Origin of the sequence: Nonomuraea sp. NPDC052265, assembly GCF_044547985.1 — a bacterium.
GTDB lineage: Bacteria > Actinomycetota > Actinomycetes > Streptosporangiales > Streptosporangiaceae > Nonomuraea.
In genome coordinates this window covers 132,013-145,179 of record NZ_JBIUBJ010000013.1, presented here as the reverse complement: position 1 = coordinate 145,179, position 13,167 = coordinate 132,013, and the positions used below count along the sequence as shown (strand labels likewise).

General features: G+C 72.2%; 12 protein-coding genes. 3 read left to right on the top strand and 9 right to left on the bottom strand.

Features of this window, described 5'->3' with window-relative positions:
• The first annotated feature begins 5 nt into the window (after positions 1-5).
• Together ACIHAD_RS32100 and ACIHAD_RS32095 are read left to right on the top strand one after the other, a co-directional pair.
• Positions 6-260, top strand: coding sequence for a hypothetical protein (locus tag ACIHAD_RS32100; protein ID WP_397358431.1), 255 nt, complete (start codon positions 6-8; stop codon positions 258-260).
• Between the two features lie 52 nt (positions 261-312).
• Positions 313-1,287 carry a PIG-L family deacetylase gene (locus ACIHAD_RS32095; RefSeq protein ID WP_397358430.1) on the top strand — a complete coding sequence of 325 codons (975 nt, stop codon included), beginning with the start codon at positions 313-315 and terminating at the stop codon, positions 1,285-1,287.
• Positions 1,288-1,376: 89 nt separating this feature from the next.
• On the opposite strand, the gene ACIHAD_RS32090 is transcribed toward ACIHAD_RS32095, so the two are convergent.
• From ACIHAD_RS32090 to ACIHAD_RS32055, 8 genes are all read right to left on the bottom strand, one after another.
• Entirely contained in the window at positions 1,377-1,967 is a 591-nt protein-coding gene (locus ACIHAD_RS32090) for a Crp/Fnr family transcriptional regulator (protein WP_397358428.1), read from the bottom strand.
• A 207-nt stretch (positions 1,968-2,174) separates the two neighbouring features.
• Complete coding sequence (locus ACIHAD_RS32085) at positions 2,175-3,302, bottom strand: alpha/beta fold hydrolase (RefSeq protein ID WP_397358427.1); 1,128 nt, start codon at positions 3,300-3,302, stop codon at positions 2,175-2,177.
• 46 nt (positions 3,303-3,348) lie between these two features.
• Positions 3,349-4,293, bottom strand: a complete 945-nt coding sequence (locus ACIHAD_RS32080) for a chlorinating enzyme (RefSeq protein WP_397358426.1) — start codon at positions 4,291-4,293, stop codon at positions 3,349-3,351.
• A 3-nt stretch (positions 4,294-4,296) separates the two neighbouring features.
• A complete protein-coding gene (locus ACIHAD_RS32075; protein ID WP_397358425.1) occupies positions 4,297-6,033 on the bottom strand; it encodes an amino acid adenylation domain-containing protein in 1,737 nt (578 codons plus the stop codon).
• Complete coding sequence (locus tag ACIHAD_RS32070; RefSeq protein WP_397358424.1) at positions 6,030-6,929, bottom strand: DUF6039 family protein; 900 nt, start codon at positions 6,927-6,929, stop codon at positions 6,030-6,032. The genes ACIHAD_RS32075 and ACIHAD_RS32070 overlap by 4 nt, the downstream gene beginning before the upstream one ends.
• A gap of 95 nt (positions 6,930-7,024) precedes the next feature.
• A complete protein-coding gene (locus tag ACIHAD_RS32065; protein WP_397358423.1) occupies positions 7,025-8,398 on the bottom strand; it encodes an acyl-CoA carboxylase subunit beta in 1,374 nt (457 codons plus the stop codon).
• Positions 8,395-9,588, bottom strand: a complete 1,194-nt coding sequence (locus ACIHAD_RS32060) for a cytochrome P450 (RefSeq protein WP_397358422.1) — start codon at positions 9,586-9,588, stop codon at positions 8,395-8,397. Before ACIHAD_RS32060 ends, ACIHAD_RS32065 begins: the two co-directional genes overlap by 4 nt.
• A gap of 100 nt (positions 9,589-9,688) precedes the next feature.
• Positions 9,689-11,179, bottom strand: a complete 1,491-nt coding sequence (locus ACIHAD_RS32055; RefSeq protein ID WP_397358421.1) for an MFS transporter — start codon at positions 11,177-11,179, stop codon at positions 9,689-9,691.
• 137 nt (positions 11,180-11,316) lie between these two features.
• Here ACIHAD_RS32055 and ACIHAD_RS32050 point away from each other — a divergent pair, with 137 nt between their 5' ends.
• On the top strand, positions 11,317-12,627 hold the full coding sequence (locus ACIHAD_RS32050; protein WP_397358420.1) for a class I adenylate-forming enzyme family protein: 1,311 nt from the start codon (positions 11,317-11,319) through the stop codon (positions 12,625-12,627).
• On the opposite strand, the gene ACIHAD_RS32045 is transcribed toward ACIHAD_RS32050, so the two are convergent.
• Entirely contained in the window at positions 12,628-13,167 is a 540-nt protein-coding gene (locus ACIHAD_RS32045) for a DUF1697 domain-containing protein (protein ID WP_397358419.1), read from the bottom strand. It abuts the gene before it with no gap.

The following is a 13,167-nucleotide window of genomic DNA, read 5'->3' as shown; positions in this document are numbered from 1 at the left end:
GAGCCATGTCCGCCCGGATCGCCGCGATCATCGCCCACGCCGAAGTCCTGCGTGCGGACGCCCGCGCCCTCGCCGCCTGCGCCGAGCGCCTGCGCACGATCGAGGCGGGGCTGAAGGCCGACGACGGGACACCACCCTGGCTGCACGCGGCGGTGACCGCCCACCTGAGGGCCTGCCTCACCGCCGCCGCCGACCTGGAATCCGCCGCCCGGCACCTCCTCCGCTACGCCGACCACGCGAAGCCCGCCGACCGGCCCTGAAGGGCGACAGCGCACCGAGGTCTGCTGGTGGCGGTACGGCGCGGGCTTCGCCGTGAACGTGTTCCTGCGCGACGGCGACGCCGTGTACCGCGCCTGGCACACCGACGGCCGCGGCACCGAGCAGCTCACGCACACCTTCGCGCTGGTCGACCTGCTGCCGTACGGGCGGCAGGAGGAGTGGCAGGACTCCCCCCGACGGCTGGCCGCGGTCGCCCGCCTACAGCCGATGGCCCTCCGCCAAGGACATCGCCGTCCGTTACGGGCCGGATCAGCAGGTTTAGCGATCTCTGTGCATGTCAGGGGGAAGGGCATGACGGACGACTTACAGCCCATGCCCGATGACTGGACCAGAGCCCTGGCCGTCGTGGCCCATCCCGACGACATGGAGTTCGGCAGCGCCGGCGCCGTGGCCGCCTGGACCGGGGCCGGCAAGCAGGTCGGCTATCTCCTGCTCACCCGCGGCGAGGCGGGCATCGACTCGATGCCGCCGGAGCAGGCACGGAAGGTGCGGGAGGAGGAGCAGCACGCGAGCGCCGCCGTCGTCGGCGTCTCGTCGGTCGAGTTCCTCGACCATCCGGACGGCGCGATCGAGCGTTCCCCCCGGCTCCGGCACGATCTGGTGGCGGCGCTGCGCCGGCACCGGCCCGAGCTGGTGGTCACGTTCAACCACCACGACTTCACCTTCACCGGGAAGTGGAACAGTCCCGACCACCGCGTCACCGGCCGGGCCGTGCTGGACGCGGTCCTCGACGCGGGCAACCGCTGGATCCTGCCCGACGCCGGCGCCGAGCCGTGGGGCGGCGTCAGATACGTGGCGATCGCCGGTTCCGTCCGGCCGACGCACGCGGTGGACGTGACCGGGTACCTGGACGCGGCGCTGGCCTCGGTCGAGGCGCACGCGGCGTACCTGGCGGCGCTGGGGGTGCCGCCTGGTGGCGCGCGGGCGCCGCTGGAAGGGTTCGTGAACGCCGCCGGGCAGCGGTTCGGCGGCCGTCCGGCGGTGCCGTTCGAGCTGATCGCCTGCTGAGCGGCCCCCGGCCCGGTCTGCTGCCTGCGGGCCGGGCCGGGGATGGGCCCGGGACGGGCCCGGGACGGGCCCGGGACGGGCCGTCGCCGTCAGTCGGCCTCGTCGACGTATTCGGCCAGGCGTTCCTCGTTCACGACCAGGTACGGGTCCGAGGTCGGCAGGACCAGGCCGGCGTCCTTGAATCGTTTGAGGAAGAATCCGACGCGGGACCGGGTGGTGCCGACCATGCCGGAGAGTTCTTCCTGGGTGATGCGTTCCTCGATGGCTCGCACATTCGGGGCACGGCGCTTACCGATCTTTCTTGATAAGCGCAGGAGAACGGAGGCGAGGCGCTGCTCGCTGTCCATCGTGACCATTGTCGCGATCACTTCCTGCTGTTCGCGGAGGCGCAACGCGAGATAGTCGACGAACCCGTCCATGAGCTCGTTCTCGGCCATGGCGGCGCGGAAGCGGGCGGCCGGGATGCGGCGCACCCAGGTGGTCCGCATGGCGGTGGCCGTCTCGCTGCGCTCGGCCCCGAGCAGGGAGGACTCGCCGAAGATGTCGCCGGCGGTGAAGATCGACAGCAGGCACTCCTTGCCGCAGCGGGCGTACATCTGGGTCTTTATCTGGCCGCTCTCGATCACGTAGATGTTGCTGTCGCGCTGGCCGCAGTTGTAGATGTTGGCGCGTCTCGGCACCCGGATCGAACAGGCGCCGGACGTTTCGTGCGAGATGAAGGAGCGGAGCCCGGATCTTAGTCGCGCGACGTCGGATGACTGCATCTTCCCGCCCCTCGGCTTTTATTTCACGTCGCCGTTGCTCCTACCCATCAATCGACTGATTAACAAGCTGCACCACAATTCCCTGACTTGTCCGGAGAATTTCCTGGAGACGAATTTCGGCTGTTATCGGGCTACCGCTGAATCAATAAAGTCGCGGGCCATATCCATCAACTCCGGGTCACCCTTGAACAGCGAGATGTGGTCGCCGTGCGCCCGCAGATGCAGGATGGCGTCGGGCAGCGCGCCCGCCACCGCCTTCGACCCCGCCGGGTGGGCGGTCTCGTCGTCGTGGCTGGAGACCACGAGGACGGGCCGGTCGATCCCGGCCAGCCAGGGGCTCACGTCCGTCGTCATGATCTGGGCGTTCAGGCGGCAGTAGCGGTGCAGCAGATCGGGCGTCGCGTACGGGTAGACCACCAGGTGCGCCAGGTCGGGCGGCGCCGAGGAGAGCATCGTCTGGCAGAGCACGGGATGGATGGAGGCGGCCCGGTCCGGGCCGGTCGCGGCCATCTCCATGAGCGCCACCAGGTTCTGCTGGTGGTGGGTCCGGTCGGCGCCCTTCACGGCGGCGAAGTCGCCGTGCCAGAGGCTGAGGGAGTCGACGCGGCCGGGGTCGAGGCGCGCGGCGGCCAGGCCGATGACGGCTCCGCCGCACAGGCACATCACATGAGCGCGCCGGACGCCGAAATGGTCCATGACCGCGAAGAGATCACCGGCCTGCGCCGTCACCCCCGCGTCGGGAAGGGCCGCCGAGGAGGCGTGCCCGAACAGCGCGCGGGTCTCCCAGGTCAGGACGCGATGGGTGCGGGACAGGAAGCGGATCCACTGCTCGCCCAGGCGGGCCGGCATGCCGCAGGCGGCCACGATCACGACGGCCGGCGCCGCCGGGTCGCCGGCCGCGTAGGCGGGCAGCGGCGGGCCTCCGTCCGCCGGTACGACCTCGTCGCGCACGCACAACCCCTCGAAGCCGTCCCGCGCCGCGCCGTCCACGACCTCGTCGACGACGGCCGGCGGCAGGTCCTCGCCCATGCCGTCGTGCAGCGCGAGATGGTCGCTGACCAGGCGTTCGAAGGTGTCGAGCGAGGCGTGGTCGGCCAGTGCGAACTCCGGTGCGCCCAGCCGTCGGGTCACACGGCCCAAGAGGGAGGCGAGGCCGGGCGGGCCGGCCAGGCGCACCGGGTGCCGCAGGACGTCCACCAGGGGCCGCGCGTCCTGCACGGCCCGGGTCAGACGTCTCAGTTCGGCGGCCACGAGATGATCACCGCATTCCGTGGGTCGGGAGAGGTCACCGCGGGCCTCATCGGGTGGTGAAGGGGTGGCCGGTGGTGGTGGCCGTGGCGATCCGGTTGCGCGGGTTGGCGTTCCGGCCGGTGACCAGGACGGCGCCGTACCGGTCCAGGCTGACCCGGCCGCCGTACTCCTCGATCTCGTCGGTGTCCGGGTAGACGTCCACCTTGGTCGGCACGTACCGCGCCGCGAACCCCAGGCGCATCTCGTCGGTCAGGCCCTTGTGCGGCAGCGAGGCGTGCATGAGCGTCGACCAGAACAGGATGGCCTCCCCCGGCCGCATCACCATGGAGACGGCCTGGGACTCGTCGGGCTTCCAGTCGGGGTCGATCTGCAGGTCGCGGTAGTCGTAGCCGAAGAAGCCGCGCCGGACGCCGTCCTTGTCCTCCTGGTTGATCTTGTTGGGGTCGTAGTGCATGCGCTTGGTCTCGTCGTAGAACATCGTCTCGTGGGTGCCGGGGATGAACTGCAGGCATCCGGTGTCCTCGTTCGCCTCGGTGAAGGCGGTCCAGACGGTGATCGTGCCGCCGAACTCCTCCGCCTGCGGCCAGACGATCTGCGGCTTGCCGGAGGCATTGGCGAAGGTGTCGGCCTGGTGCCAGTCGGTGCCCTCGTCGCCGGGGTACTTGGGGAAGAACTCGGTGCGCCAGCAGAGCACGTCCGGGCCGAGGACGCTGGCGACGCGGTCCACGATCTGCGGCCGGCTGATGTGGTCGGCCAGGAAGGCCGAGTCCAGGTGGCGGTCGTAGTTGGAGATGTTGGTGTTGCCCGAGGCGGCGTCGTCGCGGTAGACGGCGTTGCCGCGGTCCATGAGACGCATCCGCTCACGCCGCCAGTTCTGGCGCATCTCGTCGATCTCGTAGACCTTGAACGGCCCGAAGTAGCCCTGGGTGTGGAAGCTCTTCAGCTCCTCGGGGGTCATCGAGTACCCGCCCCGGAGTGTGGTCTCCTGCATGGTCTATCCCCTCACGGTCAGTCGTTCCTCGACGCAGGAGGCCAGGCAGGCGACCGACGCCTCCTCCTCCAGTTCGCGTCCCGTCAGCTCCAGCCCGAAGCGCTCGTTCACCTGGGCGATGATGCGGGTCATCGCCAGCGAGGTGGCGCCCAGGTCGAACAGGTCCACCTGGGGTGGCACCTCGTCGCGTTCGAGCACGTCCTCGGCGATGCGCTGCACGACCTTGGCGGCCGACGATGCCTGCGCGGACCTGGCCAGAGCGGCGCGGTCCGCCTTTCCCTGCGGCGTCATGGGGATCTCCGACACGATGTGGTAGGTGGACGGGCGGGCGTGCGCCGGCAGCCGGCCCGCGGCCCGCTCGGTGAGCTGCTCGATCAGGTCCGGCCCCGGATCGCCGTCCGGGACGACGAAGGCCAGCAGCCGGACGTCGCCCTCTCCGTAGTCGCGGTGGGCCACCACCGCGTGGACGACCCCCGGATGGCCCAGGAGGCACAGCTCGATCTCCCTGGGCTCCAGGCGGAACCCGCGGACCTTGATCTGGTCGTCGGACCGCCCGAGGTAGGCGTACTCGCCGCCGGGCAGGCGGGTGACGACGTCGCCCGAGTCGTAGCGGCGCCCGCCGTCCGGCGAGACCCTGAAGCGCTCGGCGGTCAGCTCGGGCCGGTCGAGGTAGCCGCGGGCGAGCCCGGGGCCGGAGACGTGCAGGTTCCCGGTGGTGGCCGGGCGTCCGTGCTCGTCGAGCACGTCGAGGCGCAGGTCGGGGATGGGCACGCCGATCGGGCTCAGCTCCGGGTGGTCGAGGTCGGCCGCGCGGACGCGGCGGTAGGTGACGTGGACGGTGGTCTCGGTGATGCCGTACATGTTGACCAGGTGCGGGCGGTCGTCGCCGTAGCGGTCGATCCACGGGCCGAGCAGGTCGACGTCCAGCCGCTCGCCGCCGAAGACGACCCGGCGCAGCCGGTAGGGCGCGGGCCGCTCCTGCCGGGCGTCGGCCGCCACCAGGTGCCGGAACGCGGAGGGCGTCTGGTTCAGCACGGTGACGCCCTCGTCCACCAGCAGCCGGCGCAGCGACTCGGGCGATCTGGCCACCTCGGCCGGGACGATCACCAGCCGGCCGCCGTACAGCAGCGCGCCCCACAGCTCCCACACCGAGAAGTCGAAGCTGACGGAGTGGAAGAGCGTCCAGACGTCGTCGTCGGCGAAGCCGAACCACTGCTCGGTCCGCTCCAGCAGGCGCACGACGTTGCGGTGCTCGACCAGCACCCCCTTCGGGGCGCCGGTCGAGCCCGAGGTGTAGATGACGTAGGCCAGGTCCTCGTCGCGGGCCGTGTCCGCGGGACGGCCCCGCGGCGGCTCGGCGTCGGCGAGCACGACCTCGCCGGGCAGGACGCCGCCGAGCCGGGCGGCCACGCCGGACGTCGTGACGACCGTGCGCACCCCGCTGTCCTCCAGCAGGTACGCGATCCGCCCGGCCGGGTAGCCGGGGTCGATCGGCACGTACGCGCCGCCCGCCTTGAGTATCGCGAGCAGCCCCGCCACCAGGTCGATGCCGCGGTCCGCGCACAGCCCCACCAGCACGCCGGGGCCGGTCCCCGCGGCCTGAAGGAGGCAGGCCAGCCGGTCGGCCCGGGCGTCCAGGTCCGCGTAGGTGATCTCCTCGGCGCCGCAGGTCACGGCGATCCGGTCGGGGGCCTTCGCGGCGCGCTCGGCGAAGATCTCGTGCAGGCAGCGGCCGCTCATGTCGCGTACATCCCCCAGTGGTGCGGGGTGAGGCCGGTGTCGGTCATGCTGCCGGGCACGAACATCCTGGCCCAGGTGCCGCCGCCGCGCTCGGGCGCGATGCGCTGCTGGAAGTACAGGTCCCGCACCTTCTCGTCCTTCACGTGCAGCGCCAGGACCTTGTAGTAGGTGCTCAGCGACTTCATGTGGATGAGCCAGTGGATGCGGTCGGCCGCGCCGAAGGCCTCCTCGTAGACGAAGACGGTCGCCTCGCCGGGCAGGTTCTCGTTGATGGACTCGGCGGCCTCGCGGGCGAACGTGCGCCCCTCGGACCGGAAGTCGTAGTCGAGCTGGGCGGTCCGGTGCAGCAGCAGGCCGCAGTTGCCCGAGTGCACGAGCTGCTCGTAGGGCTGCGGCACCTGCTCGCGGGCGCCGGGCAGCCCGGTGATCTCGCCCTGCTCCAGGTAGACCGTGGACTGCTTCTCGCGCTCGCCGTCGACCGCAGTCCCGTACATGCCCCAGAACTGCGGCAGCAGCACGGTCTCGGTCATGCTGCCGTCGACGAAGATCTCGTCCCAGCCGCTGTCGGCGGTGTTGTCGCGGTACTCGCCGTCGGAGGTGCCCATGTGCACCATCTGCTCGTAGGCGTGCAGCGAGCTGAGGTGGATCAGCCAGTGCAGCCGGTCCTTGGTCCCGAACGTCTCCTCGTACAGGAAGACGCTGGCGACGCCGACCTGCTTGGCGGTCACCATCTCCGCCATCATGCGGGCGAACTTGCGCCCTTTGGCGTGGGAGCCGTTCCTGACCTGCGCGGTCCGCTCGACGATCACGCCGGCCGTGGCCGAGTTGATCAGATCCGCCGCGGGCACCGAGGTCTGCTGCTCGGCCGGCGGGATGACGGGATTCGGGTTGGTCATCGTTCCACTCCGTCTGTCGGACTTGTCCGTCACGCTAGTGAGGGGCCGCCGTGCTGCCTGCTCAATAGTGAGCAGGGGCCTCCCGGCGGGAGGCCTCACAGCGGGATGTTGGTGTGGTCGCCGCGCAGCGGCACGGCCTTGAGCAGGGCTTCGGCGAGCCTGCGCCGGGTGCCGGCGGGCTCGATCACCTCGTCCACGACGCCGATCTCCACGGCTTTGCCGACGCCGCCGGCCTCCCGTTCGTGCTCGGCGACGAGCCGGCGGCGCAGCTCCTCGCGCCCGGCCTCGGGGCCGTCGCGCAGCTTCCTGCGGTGCAGGATGTCCACGGCGGCCTCGGCGCCCATGACGGCCACCTCGGCGGTGGGCCAGGCGTAGACCGTGGAGGCGCCCAGGGCGCGGGAGTTCATGGCGACGTACGCGCCGCCGTAGGACTTGCGCAGCACCAGCGTCACCCGGGGCACGACGGCCTCGGCGAAGGCGTGCAGCAGCTTGGCGCCGCGCCGGACCACGCCGTCCCACTCCTGCCGGACGCCGGGCAGGTAGCCGGGCACGTCCACGAGCACGACGAGCGGCACGCCGAGCGAGTCACACATCCGGACGAACCGCGCCGCCTTCTCGGCCGCCGCCGCGTCGAGGCAGCCGCCCTTGCGCAGCGGGTTGTTGGCGATGACGCCGACGGTCCTGCCGGTCAGCCGGCCGAGCGTGGTGACGAGGTTGGGCGCCCACTTCGGGTGCAGTTCCTCGCCGGGGCCGTCGAGCAGCCTGGCGACGATGGGATGCACGTCGTAGGCGCGGTTGGCGCGTTCGGGGAGCAGGTCGCCGAGCCCGGGGTCGGCGCGGGCCTGCCAGGGGCGCAGCTCGCCCTGGCAGCCGAGCAGGGTGGTGATGCGGCGGGCGGAGCCGATGGCGCCCTCGTCGTCCGGGGCGGTGAGGTGGGCCAGGCCGCTGCGGCTGCTGTGCGGGCCGGGGCCGCCGAGGTGTTCCATGTCGACGTCCTCGCCGGTGACCTTGCGGACGACGTCCGGGCCGGTGACGAACACGCGACCGCTCCCGCTCATGATCACCACGTCGGTGAGCGCCGGGCCGTAGGCCGCGCCGCCGGCGGCCGGGCCGAGCACGACGGAGATCTGCGGGACGACGCCCGAGGCCCGGACCATCGCGGCGAACACCTGGCCGACGCCGTCGAGCGCGGTGACGCCCTCGCCCAGCCGGGCGCCGCCGGAGTGCCAGAGGCCGACGACGGGCGCCCGCTCCCGGACGCCGAGGTCGATGGCACGGACGATGCAGGCGCAGCCCTCGGCGCCCATCGCGCCGCCCATGCGGCCGGGGTCGGTGGCGTAGGCGACGGCCGGGCCGCCGCCGATGCCGCCCCGGGCGGCGAGCACGCCGCAACCGTCGTCGCCGGGCAGCGGCCGGACGGTGCCGGGGTCGAAGAGCGCGCGGACCCGGTCCCGCGGGTCGCGGCTCATCCCCAGGTCACCGGGAGGGCGTGCACGCCGTACACGAACATGTCGGAGCGGAAGGGCACCTCCTCCAGCGGCACCGCGAGGCGCAGCCCCGGGAGCCGGGCGAACAGCGTGGACCAGGCGATCTCCAGCTGGGCGCGGGCCAGGAGCTGGCCCATGCACTGGTGGACGCCGAAGCCGAAGGACAGGTGCTCCCGCCGGTCGGCGAGGTCGCCGAAGCGGCCGAAGTCGAGCCGGTCCGGGTCGGCCCAGACCTCCTCGTCGCGGTTGGCCGCGGCCAGCACCACGACCACGCCCTCGCCCTTCCTGACGAGCCGGCCGCCCACCTCGACGTCGGCGGTGGCCGCGCGGCGGGCGCCGTAGTCGATGACGGTCTGGTGGCGGATGATCTCCTCGATGGCGGCGGGCAGCGCCTCGGGACGTTCGCGCAGCTCGGCCAGGCGGGCGGGGTTCTCCAGCAACGCCACGGTGCCCACGCCGATCTGGTTGGCGATGGTCTCGTAGCCGGCCACCATCAGCAGCGTCGCGATGCCGACGACCTCCTCGCGGCTGACCTTGGCCGCCTCGCGGTGGGCGCCGAGGCGGCTGAGCAGGTCGTCCGCGGGCCGCTGCTCGCGCTCGGCGACCAGCCGCTCCAGGTAGTGGCGCAGGTCCTCGCGGACCTTCATGCGCTGCTCGGGCTCCACGTTGCGGTCGCCGATGACCTTGGTCGTCTCGTGGAAGTAGTCGCGGTCCTCGTACGGCACCCCGAGCAGCTCGGTGATGACCTGGGACGGCAGCGGCAGGGCCAGCGTCTGGACCAGGTCGGCCGGCGGGCCCTGGGCGGCCATCTCCTCGACGAGCGTCCCGGTGATGCGCCGAATGGCCGGGCGCAGCGCCTCGACCCGCCTGCGGTTGAACTCCGGCAGCAGCAGGCGGCGCAGCCGCGAGTGGTCGGGCGGGTCCATCCTGATGAAGGTGCCCGGCCCCGGAGGCTGGGAGGTGAGCCGGGCCGGGAAGCCGGGGGTGGCGAAGTCGGAGCTGAAGCGGGCGTCGCCGAGCACGGCGCGGGCGTCCTCGTACCGCGTCACCAGCCAGACCTCGCTGCCGTCGAAGTCCAGCCGGACGCGCGTGATGGGCCGTCCCGCCTGCAGGTCCCGGTACTCGGACGGCGGGTCCAGCGGGCACGTCCTGGGGAGGGGGTAGGAGTCCATGCCAGCAGCCTCGCCCGCGCGCCCGCGTCCGTCTGCTCAACTGTGAGCAGGCACGGCGATGGCGGGGCCGCGCACGGCCCCGCCACCCGGTTGACCGGGATCACGCCCTGGCGGCACGCCCCTGGTTCCGCGCGGCCTGCTGGTCCGCCTTGCCCGCCTTCGACCTGCCCATGGACATGTCGCGCAGCGGGACCTCCTTCAGGAACAGGCTGGCCACCAGGCCGATGCCCACCGCGATCGCGCAGGCGAGGAACAGGTCGCCCAGCGCGTCGGCGAGCACCGCCGGCGCGACCCCCTCGCCGCCCTGGCCGGCGGCGCCGAGCCGGGACGACATGATCGAGCCGAGGATCGCCAGCGAGACCGGCCCGGCGATCATCCGCCAGAACTGGATCTGGCTGGTGCCGACGCCCACCTGCTCCATCGGGATCGCGCTCTGCACGACGGCCGTGGCCATCGGGAACGCGACGCCGATGCCGACGCCGATGAGCACCATGGCGACGATCGGCAGGCCCTGGCCGCTGTCCGGCCCGACGGCCGACAGGATGAGCAGCCCGGCGACGATGGCGGCCATGGCGAACACGCCGAGCAGCCGGTAACGCGGCATGGCCGTCATCGCCTTGCCGGCGATCGGGGCCATGAGCATCAGGCCGAGCATCATCGGGATCAGCAGCGTGCCGGAGTGGGTCGCGCTCACGCCGAGCACGCCCTGGTAGAGCAGCGGCACGTAGAAGGCCGTGCCCATCATGGCGAACGCGGAGAAGAAGGCCACCACGGCCATGACGGACACCTGGTTGCTCCGGAACAGCGCGAACGGCACCAGCGGGTTCTTGGCCACCCGCGTCTCGACGAAGTAGAACACCACGAGCAGCACCGCGCCGCCGACCAGCAGCGCCAGCACCTCGGGCGAGGTCCAGGCGTGCCCGTCACCGGTGAGCGTGAGCCCGACGAGGATCGGGACGAGCCCGGCCACGAGCGTGACGACGCCGGCGAAGTCGATGTCGCGCCAGCTCGCGCCGCTGCGCACGAACGGCACGCCGATCAGCACGGCGGCGATCGCCAGCAGCCCGATGGGCACGTTGACGTAGAAGACCCAGCGCCAGCTCCAGTTGTCGGTGATGAGCCCGCCCAGCGGCGGCCCGATCACCATGCTGAGACCGGAGAAGCCGAAGAAGACGCCCTGCATCTGGGTGCGGCGCTCGGGCGTGTAGACGTCGGCCAGCAGCGTGAAGACGTTGGCCATCAGCACGCCGCCGAACAGCCCCGCCAGCCCTCGCGCGCCGACGAGCTGGGGCATCGTCTGGGCCGCGCCGCACAGCCAGGACGCCACCAGGAAGCCCGCCAGGCCGACGAGGAGCACCGGTTTGCGGCCGAACAGGTCGCCGAGCTTCCCGGCGATCGGCACGACGACGGCGGCCGCGACGGCGTAGGAGACCCCCACCCACGCGTACATCGACAGGCCGTGCAGGTCGGCGGCGATCCGGGGCATCGCCGCCCCCACCACCGAGACGTCGATCGACGCCAGGGCCAGGGCCAGGAGTGCGCCGATGGTGGCGAACAGCTGGCCGCGCGTACTCGAACCGGTTTGGTTCATGTCATCGCCTCCCTTGTTCTTGGCAGCCGTCCCACTTCTTCGCGGACCCATGCCGACTCCAGCCCACACGAAAGCGCCCCGCGGGTCTGCTCAACACTGAGCATCCGGGAGGCGCCCGGCTTCCTAGCATCGGCCGCATGACGACGAACCCGGCAGAACTGGTCAGCGCCCGTGCGGGCGATCACGTGGCACTCGTCGTGGACGGCGAGCGCGAGCTGCGGGTGGCGGACTGGACCGCCCGGTCGGAGGAGCTGGCCGCGCGGCTGGCCCCGGTCAGGACGGCGCTGCGGCACGACGACTGGATCGAGCACGCCGTCGCCGCCCTGGCCGTGCACCTGGCCGGCGGCACCGTGCTCGGCCTGCCGCCCGCGCTGCCGGACGCCGAGGCGCGCGCCCGCCTGGCCGAGTGCGGGGTGGGCCAGGTCCTGCCCGGCCCCTCGGGTGACGCGGCGGGCGCGCGGGACGACGACGTCGCCGAGATCCTCTACACCTCGGGCACGACCGGCCGTCCCAAGGCCGTGGCGGTCCCCGTCGCGAACCTCACCTACGGCCACGAGGGCCGCGGGAAGCTGTTCACCGGCGTGGACGGGGTGCTGGCCGCCGTCCCGCTGGGCACGAACGCCGGGCACAGCGCGCTGATGACGGCCATGACCGCCCCGGCGACCACGTACGTGCTGACCGGCCTCGGGCCGGAGAACGTGGCCCGCATGCTGGAGAAGCTGCGGGTGCCGATGGCGATCGTCCCGCCGTCCACCGCGACCCGGATGGTGGCGCACGGGTGGCACGAGCGGTACGACCTGTCCGGCCTGCGGGCGCTCATGCTGGGCTCGGCGCCGGTGCCGATGGCCACGGTGGCCCGGCTCATGGAGGCGCTGCCCGGCGTGCGGATCGTCATCGGCTACGGCTCGACGGAATCGGCCCCCGCCTTCGTGCACCGCCCGGTGGAGACCATGCCCACGGAGGCGGACGAAGGGCTGCTGGGCCTGCCGAGCGCGGGCACCGAGGTGAGGATCACCGACGCGGGCGAGATCTGCCTGCGCTCGGCCGCCCCCCGCCGCCGCTACCTGAACGACGCCGCCGCCGACGAGCGGACCTTCCGCGACGGCTGGACCCACATGGGCGACCTGGGCGAACTGGACGGCGAGGGGCGGCTGCGCTTCTTCGACCGCGCCGCCGACGTGATCGACGCCGGCGGGCGCCGGATCTCCTCATTGCGGGTCGAGCACGCCCTGCACTGGCATCCCGAGGTGGTCGAGGCCGCCGCGTTCGAGGGGCCGCAGGGCGTCACGGCGGCCGTCGTGCTGCGCTCCCCCGTGCCCGAGGACGAGCTGCGCGCCTTCGCCGCCGACCGGCTGGAACCGGCCGAGCGGCCGGCGCGGTACGTCGTCACCGGGTCGCTGCCGCGCGGGCCGATCGGCAAGACGCTCAAGCGCCTGCTGGCGGGCTAGCTAGCCCCCGGCGGCCAGCTCGTGCAGCTTGGAGACGGTCTTCCAGTTGCGGGCGGTGGCGGTCACGCCGAGCTTCCCCTCCCAGAAGGAGTAGGACAGCTTGGTGTTGCGCACCCCGTCGGGGCACCAGACGTAGATCTCCCTGCCGACGTGCTCGAACACGTCCGGCTTGAAGGCGTCGGGGTCGAGCGCCTTGATCGGCTTGCCGTCGGGCCTGCCCGACAGGAACGTGACGAGGTAGAGGGCGTCGTTGTCGGCGACGTCGCCGAGCGGGTTCGCCTTGAGGATCTCGCCCAGCTCGGTGCCCGTCCTGGCCAGGACGGGCACCTGGACGCCCAGGTCGCGGGCGAGCGCGGCCTCGATCTCGGCCGCCGCCTTGTCGGGGCTCTTCCCGCTGGTGTAGACGACGTTGCCGCTCTGCAGGTGTGTTCTGACGTCCTCGAAGCCGAGGCCGGCCAGCAGCTCGCGCAGCTTCGCCATGCTCACCATGTTCCGGCCGCCGACGTTCACGCCGCGCAGCAGCGCCACCTGCCTGGACAT